This is a genomic window from Myxococcus hansupus (assembly GCF_000280925.3).
Taxonomy (GTDB): domain Bacteria; phylum Myxococcota; class Myxococcia; order Myxococcales; family Myxococcaceae; genus Myxococcus; species Myxococcus hansupus.
Genome location: NZ_CP012109.1, coordinates 6,910,923 through 6,928,835 on the forward strand (window position 1 = coordinate 6,910,923; position 17,913 = coordinate 6,928,835).

A 17,913-nucleotide genomic window follows, 5' to 3' on the forward strand; every position below is an offset into this window, starting at 1 on the left:
AGGAGGATTCAAGCCCGTGAGGCCCAAGCGACTACCAGTTCCGAACAAGCTCCGTGTAGCCACGGAAGGCCACGGCTCCCCAGAAGTTCACCAACACGCCAAGCGACACCGCGGCCAGCACCGCGCGGTTGCGCAAGGACCAGCCGCCCAAGGCGAAGAGCATCAACAGGTAGGGCGTGTAATCGAGGCTGAAGCGGAACCCGAACTGCATGTAACCGGTGTTCTGGTAGAAGAGTCCGGGCAACGCGCAGACGGCCACCGTGAGCCACACCGGCCAGTGCAGGCGCGGCCGCGTTTTCGGAACCAGCAGGAAGACGAGCAGCGGCAGCGTCAGCAGCAGCGTCAGTCCGTGCGGATCGTAGGCGAGCTTCAACGGCGACAACGACACCGTGGGCAGCGTGAAGAAGGCCGCCTCCAGGTTCCGTCCCAGGTACTCCCAATTGAAGAGGCCCGTCCGGTCGATGTCCGCGTTGACGCGGTTGTTGAAGAGATAGGCGTGTCCGAACTCACTCAACCGGCCGTAGCGATAGACGTTGTAGGCGGCCGCGAGCCCCGCGAACGGCAAGGCGCCCAAGGTGAACAGCCCCAGCTTCCTTGCAGCGGGCTGCCAGTTCCGCGTCAGGGCCTTGAGCTGCGCGAGGCGGGACTCTGGCCCCGGGCACAGCGCCTCCAGGACGAAGAACAACCCGGTGAAGACCAGGGGCGTCCGGGTGAGCGTCGCCATGGAGAAGAACAGGCCCGCGAGCAAAGGGTGCCGCGCACGAACGGCGTTGCGCACATAGAGACAGGTGAGCGCCACGCCCATGACCTCGGCGCTGAACCAGACCTCGCCTCGGATGGCGCAGTAGAAGAACAAGGTGCCGAAGGCGAGGATGAGCGCCAGGGCGATGTTCTCGTTGCGATTGCGCGCTGTCTCTCCGTCCTTCGCCAGGAAGCGCAGCAGCGAATAGAAGAGCGCCACCGCCAGCGCGCCGACGATGACGCCAAACGAGGTGTCGTTGAACTGATAGCCGTGCAACGCGACGAACGGCAGCATCGCCACGGCGGGGAAGGACGGGAAGCTCACGAACCAACGGTCCGTGGGGAGCGGCCGACCCGAACACCGGACCTTGTCGCCATCCACCACGCGAACGCAGGCCCAGTCCTCCATGTTGGGCAGGACCTGCGGGTCCACATCCAGCCGGCCTTCGAGCCAGGCCTGGGCCTGGTAGACGAAATGAGGCGCGGCGCTCTGCCGCAGGAACCGCTGCGAACTGAAGCTCGCCAGCACCACGAAGGCGACGAGGAACAGCACCACTTCCACGCGGTAGGCGGCCAGCCACATGCGCAAGGCGCTGAGCGGCACATTTCCCGATGGCCCCGGAGCGGGGACGGGCTCGGGTCCAGGGGAGGACGTGTGCCCCTGTCCAGCGGAGGGCTCCAGGGCGGACGTGGGTGCGGCCGGCGCGACAGGCAGGGACATAGTGGATGCCGTGCTGACCCCTTGCGTGGCGACCGGGCTGACGGCGGCAGGCTCGGTGGAAGATGAACGGGGGCGCTTGGACTTGGAACGGCTCATGGCAGGGAACTCGCGGCGAGCAGGTGCTGCCGCAGCATTTCGAGCGTGTGGGAAGCGGCGAACAGGCGCACGCGGTCGCGGTCGCCCTTCACGGAGATGCGCTCACAGCGGGGAGGCGCACCGGGCACGGACAGGCCGCAGTAGACGGTGCCCACCGGGTCCTCGGGCGTGCCGCCCCCGGGCCCCGCGTAGCCTGTCACCGACAGGCCGTAGGTCGTGCCACAGGCGGTGCGCACGCCGTCCGCCATCGCGATGGCGGTCTCACGCGACACGGCCGTGTGCCGGTCGAGGACGTCGGTGGGGACTCCCACCCAGGCGGACTTCATCTTCTCCGAGTACACCACCGCGCCGCCGATGAAGACACTGCTGGAACCTGGGACGGCCGTGAGTTGCTGGGCGATGAGTCCTCCCGTGCAGCTCTCCGCCACCGCCAGCGTCGCGCCGGCCTGACGAAGCATCTCGAGCAGCACGGCGGCATACTCTTCCGCGTCCGCGCCAAAGACGCGCCGCCCCAGCACCTGACGGCACTCCTGCTCCACGGCGGCGAGCGCGGCGTCGGCCTCCGACTGGGAGGGCGCCTCCGACATCAACTTGAGGTGATTTTCGGGGGCGTGGGTACGGAAACCGAAGACGACGCGAGGATGCCGTGGCGCCATGGGGGCCACCGTCAGGTCGAGCTCCGATTCTGGAACCCCCACCGTGCGCAGCAGCCGGAAGGCGCGGTACGTGCGGCCGGGTTGCACGTCCAGGGCGGCGCGAACGCGCGGCAGCACCTCTCCTTCCAGGAGCGCGCGGAACTCACGGGGCACACCCGGCAGGAAGAAGAGCTGCGCCCCGCCCAGCTTCATCAGGACGAGCGGCGCGGAGCCCTCGGGATTCTTCAAGGGCTCGGCCCCCTGGGGGACGCGGGCCATGCGCAAGGCGCTGGGGTTCGGGGACAGCCCGCGCGCCGCGTAGCGTTCATGCAGCCACTGAAGGACTCGCGGGTCTTCCGCCAAGGGGACACCCGCGGCCACGGCGGCGCACTCGAGTGTGAAGTCATCCGCCGTGGGGCCCAGGCCGCCCGACACCACCACGACATCCGCGCGCGAAGCGGCTTCCTTCAGCGCCTGCGTGATGTCCGCTCGCACATCCCCGACCAGCACCACGCGCTCTACCTTGATGCCAAGGTCGAAGAGGCGGGCCTCCAGGTACGTGCTGTTCGTGTCCGTAATGAGGCCGGTGACGAGTTCGTCCCCGGTGCACAGCAGCTCGACGCGCATGGGCCGCGCATCCTAGCGGTAGCTGGGCGCATCGGCACGGCTCGAAGAGGGGAGCTGGCTCGGCGCCTCCCGGTCCGGATGGGGACCGGGCAGGGAGCACCCCGCCCCGCCTCAGAGGTAGGCGGGCCCGTCGGAGCCTTGACCGGGCTCGGACTCTTCTTCTTCCTCGCCCTCGTCGTCGATGACCGCCGCCACCGCGACCGCGCCCGGAGCGGCGACCTTGCGGGCGACCAGCCTGCTCCGGACCAGCACCGCGGACTCCAGCAGCCCCAGCGCGAGGTAGGCGCCACAGCACGCCACCAGGACCCAGGCTGGGTGGAGCTGCGTCGCAATCACCGTACCGCCCACCGCGACCAGCATGAGGGCCAGCGCGCTCTTGCGGTTGGGCCGCGTGTCCTTGAAGGTCCGGTAGCGGACCGTGGACACCATCAGCAGCGACAGGCCCGCCACGGCCACCGCCATGGGCACCACGGCGCCCTCGGCCAGCGGCTCGCCCTGCGTCGCCGCGTGGTGCGAGATGATGACCGACACCAGCATGCCGGCCGCCACGGGGATGGGCAGACCGACGAAGAAGCTGCCACCGCCACCATGGGGATTGCGCGCCGCCAGCACGTTGAAGCGCGCCAGCCGCAACGCGCCGCAAGCGGCGAACGAGAACGCGATGAAGAGCCCCACGAACCCCAGGGGCTCGAGCGCCCACTTGTACACCAGGAGGGAAGGCGCGGCCCCGAAGGAGATGACGTCCGCCAGGCTGTCGAGCTGCACGCCGAAGTCGCTCTGCGTCTTCGTCAGCCGCGCTACCCGGCCGTCGAAACCGTCGAAGAACATGGCGAAGAAGATGGCCAACGCGGCCTGGTACATCTGCACGGGTTCCGCGTCCCCCGTGCACAAAGTCATGGCGTAGAAGCCGCAGAAAATGGACGTGACGGTAAAGAGATTCGGCAGCACGAACATCAGTTTCCGCAACTTCATCATTCCCTCGACTTCCTCTGATGGCCGTGACTTCCCGGCGGCAGGACGGCGGGTGAACCGACCTTAGCAGGGTTTTATTTTTGAAAAGGAGGTCGCATGGACGCTTCGCGGTGGGCAGTGTGGGTACTGGTCGCTGGGGTCGCACTCGTACTGTGGAACGTCGTATGGGTCGCGGCCGTGCGGCGTTGGTACCGGCCCCGCACGGAGCTGCCCCAGGTGCTCCGCGCCCGCTGCAAGGACGGCTGGGAGCTCGTGGTGCATGTCCGCCGCGCTCCCGTGCGCCGCTTCGAGGAGCCCGTGCTGCTGTGCCATGGGCTCGCGGCGAACCGGTTCACCTTCGACTTCGAGCCTCCTTATTCCGTCGCGCACTACCTGGCCGAGGCCGGCTTCGACTGCTTCAGCGTGGAGTGGCGCGGCACCGGGCACTCGCGCCAACCGCCCCGGGGGCGGAGGTACACGGACTTCACCATCGATGACCACATCCTCCAGGACGGTCCGGCGCTGCTCGAACTGGCCCTGAAGGAGACGGGCGCGAAGCAGGCGTTCTGGCTGGGTCACTCGCTGGGCGGGCTCGTGGGCTACGCCGTCGCGCAGGGGGAGTTGGGCGGAAAGCTGGCGGGGCTGCTGGCATTGGGCGCCCCCGTGCACCTCAAGTCGGAGGCCTTCCTGCGCACGCTCATCTCCATGGGCGTGCGCGCCGCCTGGCCCGCGCGCTTCCGGCAGGAGTGGATGAGCGCCAGCATGGCGCCGTTCCTGGGCTACGTCACCCTGCCCCTTTCGGACCTGCTCGTGAATCCCGAGCACATCCCCCCGCGCATCCAACGGCAGGTCTACGCGAACATGATGTCGTCGATGAGTCGCAAGGTGCTGCTCCAGTTCCAGGACTGGATTGAGCACGATGCGTTCCGCTCCTTCGACCGAACGAAAGACTGGCGCGCTGGAATCGCACGGCTCGAAATGCCGTTGCTCATCATGGGCGGAAGCTCGGACCGGCTGGCCACCGCGGCCAACGTGGAGGCCCAGTTCGCGCTCGCGACCGCGACGGACCGGACACTGCACATCTTCGGCACCGACCATGGCGACAAGATGAACTACGGGCACGGAGACCTCATCTTCGGCACTGGCGCGCCGACGGAGGTCTACCCCGTGATTCGCGAGTGGCTGGAGCGGCATGCCTCGCCGCTCCTCACGGCCATCACCGAGCCCGCGCCAGACCCGGTGGACGAGGAGCCTCGGGAGCCTGAACGCTCCGTGCCTTGAGGTCCTCGGCTACTTCGGGGGCGCTTCGCGGTGGACACAGGCGGCGGACAGGCCCCTCGTGTCTTCCGTGCGCACGTTCCGCAGGCGCACTTGCGTGGCGCCGCCGCACTCCGCATGAACGAGCCCTTCCGCCAGGTCCCGCGCGGTAAGCCCGTCGACGTGGAGTTCACCGTCGCCCAGGGCGCCCAAGGCGGTCGCCGCTCCGCGAATCTCCACCTCCGAGGCGCGCAGTCTCGACAACGTGTCCACCAACAGGCCCACGGCCCCGCATCCCCGCAGGTTCGCATCACGCAGGGACACGCGCGCATCCTGCGCGACCAGCACGCAGGCGCCTTGCGCGTCGCGCACGACGACATCTTCCACGTCCGCCTCGAGTTGGCGCAGGTGCAGTCCATCCCCCGCGATGCCGTCCGAGGTGCGCACTCGCTCAATGGTCGCGTCGCGAAGTCGCAGCTTTCCGCGAATCGCCATCAGGCCGTACTCGGACGCGCCCTCAATGCGAATGCGCTCGACATCCAGGTCTCCGCCCATGAACTGAAGCCCGCCGTACTCGCCGCTGTCGCGCACGACGATGTCCCGAAGCTGGGCCTGTGACATCGACAGCCCCATGCCCGCCCGTAAGGCGCGCACCGAGGTGAAACGCCGCACCTCGAGCCTGCGGGCCCGCATCGCGGACACCGCATATTCGTGCCCCGTCACCTTCACGTCGTCGAGCACCAGCATGCCGTTCATCACGGAGAAGGCGGCGGATTGCCCACCTTCCGCCGTGGAACGGCGCACCTCCGCCCGCGCTTCATCCACGCTCACCGCCGTCGCGGGCCCGGAGAAGCGCGTGTCCTCCACCACCACCTGACTGTCGGCGCCGCGCACTCGGACCGCCCGGCGATAGGGGCCGGTGAAGGTGCTCGTTCGGATGCTCGCCTGCGCCAGGGGAACACGGTGATGATCACCGTTGGCAGGCTCCTCCGCGCCGGAGGGTCCCCGCGTCGCATGGTCCGCTCGCGAAGGCTCCGGGTCGCCGCGTCCTTGCCCCTCATGGGTCGCGAGTGGCGGCTTCGAGCTGGCTCGTCCCTGTGTCGCGGGAGCTTCTTGCGAAGACGCCGGGGCGCCACGTCCTTGCCCCTCACGCGCCGCGAGCGGGACCTCCGGGCCAACACGCCCCTGTGTCGCGGGAGCTTCTCTCGAAGGCTCCGGGGCGCCGCTTCCTCGCCCCTCACGGGCCGCGCGCGGGGCCTCCGAGCCGGTCCGTCCTTGCGTCGTCGGATCCACCCGCGCACCGTCAACTCCGGACGCATCGAGGTCCGCCGGTTCAGCGCCGGTGGAGGCCGTGGCTCCCGCGGGTGCGCCACCCGAGACTCCTGGCTCGGACTCCTCCGATGATTGTCCCCGTTCGATCAGCACGCCCACCGAGGCCGTGGGACCCGCCTCGAACCGGCCACCCTCCACGTCGAGGAATCCTGCCGACACCTTCACGGCGCCCAGTCGCTGGCCCTGGAAGGCCACTCGCGTCAGGCGCACCCTTCCGCCATTCGCTACATCCAACCCCGCTCCACCACCCTCAACCACAACATCCGACACTGTCGCATCCCCACCGACCTGGAGCACCGTGCCTTCAGGAGTGGCCCCCTCCAGCACCACACCCGGCCCCCCACCCTCCAATCGGGTCCCTGGAGGCAGCACGAAAGGCCCCTGGTAGCGCCCCGGTGCCAGCCGCACCGTGAGCGGCCCGGGCAGCCCCAGGGCCTCCCCTAGCGATCTCAGTGGCCGGGCACGGGAACCCTCCCCGGGGCCCTCCGTCGAGGCGTCTACCCAGAGTTCGGCGCGGCCCGGCTCGGGCGGCGCGGCCTCACGCTGCGCGGGGCTCCGGCAGGTGCAGGACAGCAGCAGGATCAGCGGCAGAACGGTTCGAAAATGCACGCAAGCAAGCATCCTAGCGGCTTTCCGCATGACCGCACCCGCGCGCGATCAGACCGACCTCGCAAACGATCAATATCTCAAAGACTTTCTTCAAAACGCGATCCCACACAGCTCTTTCCTATTCACCGTGCGTGGCTTGCAACGATGTATCGGAAGAGGCGCGCCACACCCTTCCTACGCCCTGTGTTTCAGAGGGCCAACTTTTCATCCGGAGGCCGATTTTCCGGCTCCAAACCGCAGCCGGCATTGACAGGGAAAAGAGCGATTTGTTACCACCGGCCGGGTTAAAGCACTTCAAGGCCAGACAACGGATGGAGGGGCGTAATGACCAAGGCAGAACTCGTCGAGGTGGTGGCGGCGCAGACACGTCTCACCAAGAAGTCAGCGGCGCAGATTCTCGACATCGTCTTCACCAACATCGGTAAGGCGGTGAAGAAGGACGCCCGCTTCAGCTACCCCGGCTTTGGGACCTGGTCGGTTCGCTCGCGCAAGGCGCGCAAGATTCGCAACCCCCAGACGAACGAGATGATGAAGCTCAAGGCGTCGAAGACCATCGGCTTCCGGCCCGCCAAGGAGCTGAAGAACTCGCTCTGAGCCCCCATCCGGTGGGCTCGCTCAGGGGCGCTCTTCCGAAAGGAGGCGCCCCTGATGCTTTGCGGGGTACCCCACGGCTGGTCCCCGGGCCACCGGTGGGGCGGGCTCCGGCGGAGGCTCGGCGTCACCCAGCGCCTCCAGTGGATCCATGGGCTGGCCGTCGAGCCACAGCTCGAAGTGGAGGTGAACGCCCGTGGCGAGGCCCGTCTCTCCCGCCATCCCCACCGCGTTCCCCCGCTCCAGGACCTCTCCAGCATCCACCAGGATGCGGGACAGGTGGCTGTAGCGCGTCACCCAGCGCCCCTCGTGCTGGACCTCCACCTGCAAGCCATGGTCGCCGTTGCGCCCCGCTCGGAGCACGACGCCCTTGTCCGCCGAGAAGATGAGCTGCCCCTGCGTGGCCTTCAGGTCGATGCCCAGGTGACGCCGGTGGACGCCCGTCACCGGGTGCCAGCGGTAGCCAAAGAGACTGGTGACGGAGACGGGCTCCAGCGGCCAGGAGAAGCGCGGCGGCAGGTCCTCGGCCGCCACGGGGGGCTGCTCCAGACGGCGCAGCTCCGCGGTGCGCACGGCCAGCCGACCCACGCGCAACACGACGGCCTCGGCCAGCGTGGCCGGGATGTCGCCGTAGGTGAAGCCGTCCCGCTCCAGCTCGGTCTCCAGGAGGCTCTGGGCCCGCAGCAAATCGCTGGAGTCCACGCGCGCCACGGGGCGCAGCAGGAAGCCGTCCAGCGCGAGGGTCACCTGCTCCCAGTTCTCCACCTGCGCCGCCGGCATCACCCCACCGCGCGCCACCTGCTGACGCAGGGCCTGCGCCTGGGTCGAGAAGGTGGCCAGCGTGGCATGGAGCTCCGAGGACGACTCCGGCACACGATGGCGCACCCGAAGCGCGGCGCCTTCAGCACCCTGCCCGGGTGAACGCGAGGGCGCGGAGGCATAGAGCTCCTCGAAGCTCATCTTCGGCTCCGCGCCACGGTTGGCGCAGGCACAAGCAGTGAGGAGGGCGAAGAGGCTCAGGCGACGCACGGCGCCTGAAGCCTACCATGCCCCGCTCGAAGCGCTCCTCACACGCCGCGCGTCCGTGCCCGGGTGTTCTGGGACACGCCTTTCACCGGGCGTGGACATCCGCGGGTGTTCGGAAGCACAACGCCGGTGGGACTCGCGTTCAGGCCACCGCGCGGCGGATGCGGGACAGGGCCTCGTCGATGTCGCGCGCGGACACGTCCAGGTGGGTGACGAGCCGCAGCGTGCGCGGCGCTCCGGCAGGATTCGTCAGCACCCCATGGCGCTCCAGCAGCGCCACGACTTCGTGCGCGGCCTGGGGGAACTCGGCGAAGACCATGTTCGTCTCCACGCTCGCGGTATCCACCGTCACGCCCGGCAGCTCGGCCAGCCCCGCCGCCAGCCGGCGAGCGTTCGCATGGTCGTCCGCCAGCCGGCTCACGTGGTTCTCCAAGGCATACAGCGCCGCCGCGGCCAGGATGCCCGCCTGCCGCATGCCACCGCCCAGGCGCTTGCGCAGACGGCGCGCCTCGCGAATGAGGTCCACACGGCCCACGAGCGCCGAGCCCACCGGAGCGCCCAGCCCCTTCGAGAAACACACCGCCGTCGTGTCCGTCCGCGAGGCCCACGCCGACACGGGCACGCCCAGCGCGACGCTGGCGTTGAAGAGCCGGGCACCATCGAGGTGCACCCCCAGCCCCGCCTTGCGCGCCGCCTCGACGACGGCCTGGAAGCGCTCCACGGGCCACACCGCGCCGCCGCCGCGGTTGTGCGTGTTCTCCAGCGACAGCAGGCGCGTGCGCGGGTTGTGGATGTTGTCCTCGCGCACGGCCGCGCTCACGGCCTCGGGCGTCAGCAGGCCGCGCTGTCCTGGCAACGGCTGCGGCTGCACACCCCACAACGCGGGCACCGCGCCGCCTTCGTAGTGAAGGATGTGGCTGCCCGCCTCGGTGAGCACCTCGTCCCCGGGCCGGCAATGCGCGCCGATGGCGAGCTGGTTGGCCTGGGTTCCCGAGGGCACGAACACGGCGGCCTCCAGGCCGAGCAGCTCGGCGACACGGGCTTCCAGCCGAAGCACGGTGGGGTCCTCGCCGTAGACGTCGTCTCCCACCTCCGCGTCGGCGATGGCGCGCCGCATGGCGGCCGTGGGCTGGGTAACGGTGTCGGAACGGAAGTCGATGCGCTTCATGGGGTCTCCCCGAATGGCCATGTCCCAACGGGTGGTGCTTGGGCTCCTGGCGGGTGTGACATACAACGGCGCCGTGCCTGGACGTGAGACGGTCGCGGAGAAGCGAAAGCGCGCGCTGACGGTGATGGACCGGCTGGCCGCGGACATGCCGGATGCCCGCATCGAGCTGGACTACCGGACGCCCCTGGAACTCCTGGTGGCCGTCATGCTCTCCGCGCAGTGCACGGACAAACGCGTCAACATCGTGACGCCCGCGCTCTTCCAGCGGTTCCCCTCCGCCCAGACCTACGCGGAAGCAGAACCGTCGGACGTGGAGCCCTTCATCCGCACCTGTGGCCTGTACCGCGCCAAGGCGAAGAACATCGTCGCGGCCGCGCGGACGCTGGTGGCGGAGCACGCCGGGCAGGTCCCCTTGAAGCGGGACACCCTGGAGAAGCTTCCGGGCGTGGGCCGCAAGACGGCGGGGGTGGTGTGCATCCACCTGGGGGGCGACGACGCCTTCCCCGTGGACACCCACGTGAAGCGGCTCGCCTACCGGCTCGGGTTCACCACGAAGGAGGACCCGGACAAGGTGGAGGCCGACATGCAGGCCGTGCTGCCGTCGGAGCGATGGACACTGGGCCACCAGCTCCTGGTGTGGCACGGACGGCGGACCTGCTTCGCCCGCTCGCCCGACTGTGCTCGCTGCGTCGTCGCGGACCTCTGCCCCAAGAAGGGCGTGAAGGCCGCACCGGCCGAGGCGGCTACGGAGAAGCCGACGCGCCCTGCTCGCGCGAAGTCTTGAGGCGCTTCATCCGCTTGCGGATGAACTCGCGCTTCAGCGAGGAGATGTGGTCCACGAACACGGTGCCGTTGAGGTGGTCCGCCTCGTGCTGCACCGCGATGGACAGCAGGCCCTCGCAGCGCAGCGTCTGCTCGTTGCCATCCGGGTCGAGGAACTTCACCGTGACGGCGGCGGCGCGATCCACGTCGGCGGACTCGCCGGGGATGGAGAGGCAGCCCTCGTTGTAGGTGGTGTCCCCCTCCATGGCGATGATCTCCGGGTTGATCATCGCGACGGGCTTGAGCTCCGGCTGGGCGTGCGTCGTGTCCAAGACGATGACACGCTGGAGCACGCCAATCTGCGGGGCGGCCAGGCCCACGCCTTCGGCGGAGTACATCGTTTCGAACATGTCCTTCACCAGCGTGCGGATGGAGTCATCCACCTTCGCCACCGGCTTGGCCTTCTGCTTCAGGACAGGGTCGGGCCAGATAAGGATCTCGCGGACCATGTCCGCCGTCTTAACCGTCCTGGGGCGGGCGGGCAACCACCGCGGATGGGCTTTCCCACACGCCCGGGAGCCCGTCCGTCCGGAGGGCGTCAGTCGAGCAGGCTCCGGGCGTACTCCGCGCGCAGCCGGTCATCCCCCAGCGCCTGCGCGGCCTCGGAGAGCACGCTGCGAATCTGCTGCGCGCGGTGCTGGAGCGCTGGGTCCGGATGTCCCGCGAAGCGCAGGGGATGGAACTCGGCGGCCAGGAGTTCGTAGGCGCGTTTGACCTCCTCGCCCCCCGCCGAACGGGCCAGCCCGAGCACCGTGAAGTAGTCCGCGTCCTGGATCTCCTCGAACTTGGCCTCCAGGCGCCGGACGTCCAGTTCGGGAGGCAGGTCGCCCGCTTCGTCGTCATCCCCGCCAGGCTCCAGCGAGATGAGCCCCAGTGTCCGCGCCACCGCGAGCGACTTCAAAGCCGAGTCCTGGGGCAGTCCCGCGCCCAGGAGCAACGCCTCCAGCGTGTGCTCGCCGTCCACCTGGGACAGGAGGTGGAGGTCTCTCGGGGGCAGACCGAAGTCACCGGGGGCCAGGTGGATGTCGCCGCGGGTGACGCGCGCGCGCAGGCCGCCAGCCGCGTCGAGGAGGGACTCGGAGGTGAGCGTGTTGCGCAGGGCCTCGGCCAGCAGGTGGAGCGGTGGGCGCGTGGCGGCGGCGAGCGCCACTTCGTGCGGCGCCGGCTCCGCCACCAGCCGGTAGAGCGTCGAGGGCTCCGCCAAGGCGTCCAGGAACACCTGCTCGGTGTAGCGCTGGACCAGGGGCACGGCTTCGGACTCGCGCAGGTAGCCCCGGCCTCGCAGGGCCTCCAGCAGCGCGGCGGTGGTGGCGCTGCGCACCAGCCGCAGTTCGCCTTCCTGCCTCGCGTCGATGAGGCCGTCCGCGCGGGCCCGGTCGACCAGGCTCTCCCCCGGGGCCGAGGAGACAGCGCCCACCAGCGTGCCATCCCTCAACCAGAGGACGCGCAGGGCGTTCATCACCTTCAGCTCCAGGCGCATCTCCATGCGGGCTTCGCACAGACGGAGCACCAGCTTCGTCAGGCCGTCCTGGGTGACGCTGCCACTGCGCGCCACCGCCAGCTCCGGCCGGCCCGGCGGGGCCTCCAGCGGAAGAAGGGAGGCTCTCGCCTGTGCGGCGGCTTCCTCGGCGTCTCGGAGCGCGCGCTCCTCCAGCTCCAGGCGCTCACGCTCGTTCCGCTCGCGCTGGGCCTCGGACTCGGCTTCGACGCGGGCCTTCTCTTCGCGGAGGGTTTCCAAGGACTGCTCGACGGATTCGCGCGACTCGCGCTCCTTCGACAGGTTGTCGCGAAGCTGCTGGTGCTCCAGTCGGAGCTCCGCGAGCTCCTCGGAGATGCGTGCATTCTCCGCGAGCAGCCGGGACTCGGATTCGTTACGGGCCCGGGATTCATCCTCGAGCCGCGTCTCCAACGTGGCGCGCTGCTTCGCCTCCGCGTCCAGGCGCACTTCCAGGGCGGTGCGATGACGGCCCTCCGTCTTCGCGCGGGTGGCCGCTTCGGCTTCGGCCTGGGTGGCCTGCTGGATGCGGGCCTCGGCGTCGGCGCGGCGCTGGGCTTCGGCCTCGGCACGTGACTCCGCATCGGTGGCGGACTTCAGCGCGGCCTCGGCGCGGGCCTCGGCTTCTGCGCGCTTCTGGGCTTCCGACTCCAGCCGGGACTCCAGCTCCGCGCGCTTCTGGGCCTCGGCTTCTGCCTGGGCGGCGACGCTGGCGCGGTGCGCTTCTTCTGCCTCGGCACGTGCCTGCTCGGCGGCGTGCTGCTCGGCTTCCTTCCCTGCGAGGGCCTCGGCTTCGGCTCGCTGCCGGGACTCCTGTTCCGCGCGGGCCTCGGATTCGCGTTCGGCGCGGGCCTCGGCTTCGGCTCGGCGCGTGGCCTCCGTGGCGACCCGGGCCTCGAGTTCGGCGCGGGTCGCGGCTTCGGTCTTCGCGAGCGTCTCCGCCTCGGCGCGCAGGGCGGCTTCCCGTTCGGCTCGGGCTTCGGCTTCGGCGCGGGCCTCGGCTTCACGCTCGGCGCGGGCTTCCGCGTTCACACGGGCCGTGGCTTCACCTTCCGCGCGGATTTCGATGGCCGCACGGAGCTTGGACTCGCGCTCGGCGCGGGCCTCGGCTTCGGCACGGGCCTCGGCTTCGCGCTCGGCGCGGGCTTCCGCGTCCTGATGCGCCTTCGACTCGTTCGCGGCGCGGGCTTCCGCGTCGAGCCGAGCCTTCGACTCGACCTCGGCGCTCGCTTCGGCGTCGACTCGGGCGTGTGCGACGTGCTCGGCACGGCGCTCGGCGTCAGCATGAGCGGACGCTTCGCTGTCGGCGCGCGCTTCGGCTTCGGCACGAGCAGTTGATTCAGCGTTGGCGCGGGCTTCGGCTTCGACGAGGGCTGTCGTCGCGGCGTTGGCGCGGGCTTCGGCTTCGGTGCGAGCGGCGGCCTCAGCGTTGGCGCGGGCCTCCGCTTCGACGAGGGCTGTCGTCGCGGCATTGGCGCGAGCCTCGACTTCGGCACGAGCAGTCGCCTCAGCGTTGGCGCGGGCCTCGGCTTCGGCACGAGCAGTCGCCTCAGCGTTGGCGCGAGCTTCGACTTCGGCACGAGCAGTCGCCTCAGCGTTGGCGCGGGCTTCGACTTCGGCGAGGGATGTCGTCGCAGCGCTCGCGCGGGCTTCGACTTCGGCGAGGGATGTCGCCTCAGCGTTGGCTCGGGCTTCGAGGTCCGCGCGGAGGGCTGACTCGGCTTCGACTCGAGCTGCCGCTTCGGCGCGCGCGGTGGCTTCCGCGTTCTCGCGAGCCTCCGCCTCCGCATTGGCGCGCGCTTCGGCTTCGGCTCGCGCTTCGGCCTCGGCGGTCGCTCGGGCTTCCGCTTCGGCCCGTGCGGCCGCCTCCGTGTTCGCTCGGGTTTCGGCCTCTGCACGCGCAGTCACTTCAGCGTTGGCACGGGCCTCCGCTTCCATGCGCGCCGCAGCTTCAATCTCCGCGCGCGCCGCGGCTTCCGCATGGGCGGTTGCTTCAGCGTCGGCGCGCGCTTCGGCGGCCGCTCGGGCTTCCGCTTCAGCCCGGACGCGCGACTCCGCGTCACTTCCAGCCGAGAACTCCGCTGCGACACGGGCTTCGGCCTCAACTCGGGCCGCGGATTCGCTATCGGCTCGCGACTGCGCCTCGACCAAGGCCGTCGCCGCGGACTCCAGGCGCGCTTCCGCGTCGACTCGGGCCGCAGATTCGATTTCCGCGCGGGCTGCCGCTTCGGCGAGGGCGGTCGCCACGGACTCCAGGCGCGCTTCCACCTCAGCCCTCGCGGAGGACTCGATTTCAGCCAGCGCCTGCGCCTCGGCCAACGCGGTTGCAGTGACCTCCAGACGTGCTTCCACATCGGCCCGCGTCGCGGACTCAATCTCCACGAGCGCCTGCGCCTCGGCCAATGCCGTTGCCGTGGCCTCCAGACGTGCGTCCGCGTCCGCGCGCGCCGAGGACTCAATCTCGGCCCGCGCCTGCGCTTCCGCCAACGCGGTTGCCGCCGCTGCCACGCGCGTGTCCACATCGCCCTGCGCCCGAGCCTCCGCCTCGGCGAGCGCGGCCGTGAGGGCCTCCAGACGCGCTTCCGCATCCACTCGCGCGTCCGCTTCAGCCTGGGCCAAGGCGATGGCCTCGGCCTGCTCCCGAGCCGCCAAGTCCGCACGGGCCTCGGCTTCCGCGTGGGCGTGCGCCAGTTGCTGCGCGCGAATGTCGGCTTCGAGCCGCGCCGCGGCCTCGACCTCGGACCGGGCTTCCGCGGCCTCGCGGGCACGGGTCTCCGCATCGATGCGCGCTTCCGACACCGACGTCTGGCCTTCGGCGGACTCGACCCGGCGCTCCGCGACCTCGCGCGCCTTCGACTCCGACTCTGCGCGGACCTCCGAGACGACGCGCCCCGCCGCCTCCGCCTCCAGGCGCGCTTCGAGCGCCTTCAGCGCCTGGGTCGCAGCGGCGGCTTGCGTCTCCGCGGCCTCGCGAGCCTGGGCCTCGGCATTGGCTCGGTCCTCGGCATCGATGGCCCGGAGTTCCGCCTCGGCACGTGCATCCTCGGCCTGCCGCGCCAGGGCCTCGACTTCAGCCGTGAAGGCCTCCGCTTCCGTGCGGAGGGTGACTTGCGATTCCAGCTCCGCGCGCAGGGCCGAGAGCGCGTCGACGTCTCCCGCCGACTGCTCGATTCGACTCAGGACGGCCTTGGCCGCCGCGTCCATCGACACACTCGAGTCCCGCTGCGCCCGAGCCTCGGACTCACGCTGGCGGAGCGTCTCCAGCTCGGCCTCGGCTTCGGCCCGGAGCACCGCTTCGCGAGAGTGTTCTTCTTCCTCGGTCGCGAGGCGTTCCTGGAGCGCCTGGAGTTGCTGCTCCATTTCACGGCGCCGCGCGGACTCCTGCTCCAATTCCGCGGAGACGGAGTGCACACGTGCGTGGGCCTCTTCGAGCTGGCGCTCGGCCTCCTCCTGCTGAGCCTGCCACTGCGCCATCAGCGCGGGGACCGCGAAGCCGCCTGCGGCGGGCGCCACGGGCGGACTTTCAACCGGCTTGGCCACGGGCTCCGCCGAGCGCGTGTCCTCAGTTTCCGAGTCGAACCAGTCAGCGCCAACACTCGGCGCGGGCGCCGAAGACTCCGGTTCCGAGTCGAACCAGTCTTCGCCAACACCCGCTGCTGCCGAGGTCTCGGCGGCCTCTGGAGAGCCGGCCTCCGCGTCGTCACTTTCGTGACCCGACGCCGCGGCTTGAAGCTCCGCCTCCAGCAATTCCCAGTTGGACGCGGACACCGCCGCGGCATCTGGCTCCGACGCGTCAGCGGAGTCACCGGCGGTCGGATCCGACGCATCCGCGGAATCGCCAAGCGCGGATTCCGTCCCCCAGGCGTCTTCCGACTCCGTGTTCGCGGCCGCTGTTCCCCAGGAATCGTCCGACCCGGGAGTGGCCGACTCCGTCCCCGCCACACCACCTGGCACAGAAGCAGCCGGATCCGTTTCCCAGGAACCATCCGACGCAGAGGGGTCCGACCCGTCCCCCCAAGAAGCATCCGATGCCGCCGCGACCGCGTCATTCTCTGACGCATCGCCCGAATCCAAGGAGGCTGACGCCGCCCCCGCCACATCCGAAGACGCGGGGGTGTCCGATGCCTCCCAAGAGTCGTCCGACTCCGCTCCCGCAGCAGGTGCCGCCGAGGCGGCCCACGAATCGTCCGACTCCGCGCCCGCAGCAGGTGCTGCCGACGTGGCCCAGGAGTCGTCAGCATCAGGTGCCGCCGACGTGGCCCACGAATCGTCCGACTCCGTTCCCTGCTCGGGTGCCGCCGACGCAGCCCAGGAGGTATCCGACTCCGCTCCTGCCTCGGGTGCTGCCGACGTGGCCCGGGAGTCATCCGACTCCGCTCCCGCCTCAGGTGCCGCAGACGCCCCCCAGGAAGCATCCGCCTCAGGTGCGGCCGACGTGGCCCAGGAGTCATCCGACTCCGCTCCCGCCTCAGGTGCTGCCGACGTGGCCCAGGAGTCATCCGCCTCAGGTGCCGCCGACGCGCCCCAGGAGGCATCCGACTCCGCTCCCGCCTCAGGTGCTGCCGACGTGGCCCAGGAGTCATCCGCCTCAGGTGCCGCCGACGCGCTCCACGAGCCACCCTGCTTCGAAGCCTCCGTCTCCCATCCAGACGCAGCCTCTCCGGGCGCATCCCCCACTCCGGCCCACGACGCCTCCGGCGCCTGGCCAGCGAACGCCATCTCCGGGTCGGGAGGCAGCTCCGTCCAGGGGGTGCCATCCGTGGCGGGCAGAGGCTCGGCGACAGGGCCACCGCGCATGGCCGCCAGCTCCGCTTCCGCATCGGAGAGGGAATCCCGCGTGCCAGCCTCCGGCGTCTCCACGTCGAAGAAGCCTTCGTCCCCGAGTCGAGGCGCAGCAGGCCCAGGTTGGGTGACGGGCTCCTCCGTCCAAGCCAACTGCCCGACCGGAGGCACTTCTCCGTCCGCCTCCGATGCGTCGTCGAGCCCGGCCAGGCGCTCCGCCTGAGCCCGCAGCTCCGCCTCCATGCCCTCCGGCTCCGCCGCATGCCCCCGAGACAAGCCGGGGTACGCCCCTTCCCCGGGCGCAGCGCCGCTCACCGCCGAGCCCCAATCCGAATCCGAATCCGAATCCGAAGACGGCTCTCCCCACCCGTCCGCCGAGTCCTCCGACGCAGCCGGCTCGGGGGCCACCGGCGGGGCCTCCACCTCGGGCTCCGAGGCCGTGCTCGAACCGGACGCTCCGTGATGCTCGCGTTGCTGCTCCGCCACGTGGGCGGTGCGCTCCGCGTCCGTCATCGCCGCCAGCTCCCAGTCCGTCTGGTGCAACGGAGCCAGGTCCCCGAAGAGCGCGTTCGCCAGCGCGGCGTCCCCAGCGACCGCGGGAGGCGGCGTCGCATGCCACGTTTCGCCGTCAGCGCCACTCGACACCCCGGCGCCACCCGCGGACGCGGGCATCCGCCGATTCTCCACCACGTGCCAGGCATCCGCCGCATCCGCGGGGGCCCGGACCAGGGAATCCACCAGCGAGATGAAGGCCGCGCCCTCCAGCGGCAGCGGCGCCACGGGGGCGCTGAAGCCGGGGATGGATTCGCCCAGAAGCAGCACCCGGGCCGACTTGCCGTCCGGGTGTTGCAGCAGCTCTTCCAGCACCAGGTGGCCGCGGCCACTCTCCACGCCGGGCGCGAGCACGAGCAGCACGGGCAGGTGGTGCCCGTACGCGATGAGGGCATCCGCGGCGGACGTGGCGAGGATGACCTCGTAGCCGTCACGCGTGAGCAGACGCCGCACGGCGGCGATATTGGCGATGTCGTCGTGGACGAGAAGGACCGGTGCGCCCATGGGG

General features: G+C 70.3%; 11 protein-coding genes. 3 read left to right on the forward strand and 8 right to left on the reverse strand.

Annotated elements, in window-relative coordinates:
* Nucleotides 1–31: 31 nt before the first annotated feature.
* The 3 genes from A176_RS26955 to pssA form a co-directional block, all read right to left on the reverse strand.
* A complete protein-coding gene (locus A176_RS26955; protein WP_044889378.1) occupies nucleotides 32–1,558 on the reverse strand; it encodes a hypothetical protein in 1,527 nt (508 codons plus the stop codon).
* On the reverse strand, nucleotides 1,555–2,820 hold the full coding sequence (locus tag A176_RS26960; RefSeq protein WP_002635506.1) for a CinA family nicotinamide mononucleotide deamidase-related protein: 1,266 nt from the start codon (nucleotides 2,818–2,820) through the stop codon (nucleotides 1,555–1,557). Before A176_RS26960 ends, A176_RS26955 begins: the two co-directional genes overlap by 4 nt.
* A 111-nt stretch (nucleotides 2,821–2,931) precedes the next feature.
* Entirely contained in the window at nucleotides 2,932–3,795 is an 864-nt protein-coding gene (pssA, locus tag A176_RS26965) for a CDP-diacylglycerol--serine O-phosphatidyltransferase (protein ID WP_002635505.1), read from the reverse strand.
* Nucleotides 3,796–3,888: 93 nt separating this feature from the next.
* Here pssA and A176_RS26970 point away from each other — a divergent pair, with 93 nt between their 5' ends.
* Nucleotides 3,889–5,052 carry an alpha/beta fold hydrolase gene (locus tag A176_RS26970; RefSeq protein WP_044889377.1) on the forward strand — a complete coding sequence of 388 codons (1,164 nt, stop codon included), beginning with the start codon at nucleotides 3,889–3,891 and terminating at the stop codon, nucleotides 5,050–5,052.
* Between the two features lie 9 nt (nucleotides 5,053–5,061).
* Here the strand turns inward: A176_RS26970 and A176_RS38870 are convergent, their stop codons facing one another.
* Nucleotides 5,062–5,922 (reverse strand): hypothetical protein, encoded by an 861-nt coding sequence (locus A176_RS38870; RefSeq protein WP_063787460.1) that lies wholly within the window; start codon nucleotides 5,920–5,922, stop codon nucleotides 5,062–5,064.
* Nucleotides 5,923–7,293: 1,371 nt separating this feature from the next.
* Here A176_RS38870 and A176_RS26980 point away from each other — a divergent pair.
* A complete protein-coding gene (locus tag A176_RS26980; protein ID WP_002635502.1) occupies nucleotides 7,294–7,563 on the forward strand; it encodes an HU family DNA-binding protein in 270 nt (89 codons plus the stop codon).
* Between the two features lie 21 nt (nucleotides 7,564–7,584).
* Here the strand turns inward: A176_RS26980 and A176_RS26985 are convergent, their stop codons facing one another.
* Together A176_RS26985 and ltaE are read right to left on the reverse strand one after the other, a co-directional pair.
* Complete coding sequence (locus tag A176_RS26985; protein ID WP_044889375.1) at nucleotides 7,585–8,589, reverse strand: M23 family metallopeptidase; 1,005 nt, start codon at nucleotides 8,587–8,589, stop codon at nucleotides 7,585–7,587.
* A 139-nt stretch (nucleotides 8,590–8,728) separates the two neighbouring features.
* Nucleotides 8,729–9,754, reverse strand: a complete 1,026-nt coding sequence (ltaE, locus tag A176_RS26990) for a low-specificity L-threonine aldolase (RefSeq protein ID WP_002635500.1) — start codon at nucleotides 9,752–9,754, stop codon at nucleotides 8,729–8,731.
* A 13-nt stretch (nucleotides 9,755–9,767) separates the two neighbouring features.
* Between ltaE and nth the strand changes: the two genes are divergently transcribed.
* Nucleotides 9,768–10,538 (forward strand): endonuclease III, encoded by a 771-nt coding sequence (gene nth / locus A176_RS26995; RefSeq protein WP_002635499.1) that lies wholly within the window; start codon nucleotides 9,768–9,770, stop codon nucleotides 10,536–10,538.
* On the opposite strand, the gene def is transcribed toward nth, so the two are convergent.
* Both def and A176_RS27005 read right to left on the reverse strand, forming a co-directional pair.
* Nucleotides 10,498–11,025 carry a peptide deformylase gene (gene def / locus A176_RS27000; RefSeq protein ID WP_002635498.1) on the reverse strand — a complete coding sequence of 176 codons (528 nt, stop codon included), beginning with the start codon at nucleotides 11,023–11,025 and terminating at the stop codon, nucleotides 10,498–10,500. The genes nth and def overlap by 41 nt on opposite strands.
* Nucleotides 11,026–11,114: 89 nt before the next feature.
* Nucleotides 11,115–17,909 carry a hypothetical protein gene (locus A176_RS27005; RefSeq protein ID WP_049872394.1) on the reverse strand — a complete coding sequence of 2,265 codons (6,795 nt, stop codon included), beginning with the start codon at nucleotides 17,907–17,909 and terminating at the stop codon, nucleotides 11,115–11,117.
* Nucleotides 17,910–17,913: the final 4 nt, after the last annotated feature.

Bases quoted from the DNA above. Each gene is read 5' to 3' on its own strand.
- A176_RS26970 (WP_044889377.1), top strand. From the start codon at position 3,889: ATGGACGCTTCGCGGTGGGCAGTGTGGGTACTGGTCGCTGGGGTCGCA.
- A176_RS26960 (WP_002635506.1), bottom strand. From the start codon at position 2,820: ATGCGCGTCGAGCTGCTGTGCACCGGGGACGAACTCGTCACCGGCCTC.
- A176_RS26955 (WP_044889378.1), bottom strand. From the start codon at position 1,558: ATGAGCCGTTCCAAGTCCAAGCGCCCCCGTTCATCTTCCACCGAGCCT.
- pssA (WP_002635505.1), bottom strand. From the start codon at position 3,795: ATGATGAAGTTGCGGAAACTGATGTTCGTGCTGCCGAATCTCTTTACC.
- A176_RS27005 (WP_049872394.1), bottom strand. From the start codon at position 17,909: ATGGGCGCACCGGTCCTTCTCGTCCACGACGACATCGCCAATATCGCC.
- ltaE (WP_002635500.1), bottom strand. From the start codon at position 9,754: ATGAAGCGCATCGACTTCCGTTCCGACACCGTTACCCAGCCCACGGCC.
- A176_RS26980 (WP_002635502.1), top strand. From the start codon at position 7,294: ATGACCAAGGCAGAACTCGTCGAGGTGGTGGCGGCGCAGACACGTCTC.
- nth (WP_002635499.1), top strand. From the start codon at position 9,768: ATGGCCATGTCCCAACGGGTGGTGCTTGGGCTCCTGGCGGGTGTGACA.
- def (WP_002635498.1), bottom strand. From the start codon at position 11,025: ATGGTCCGCGAGATCCTTATCTGGCCCGACCCTGTCCTGAAGCAGAAG.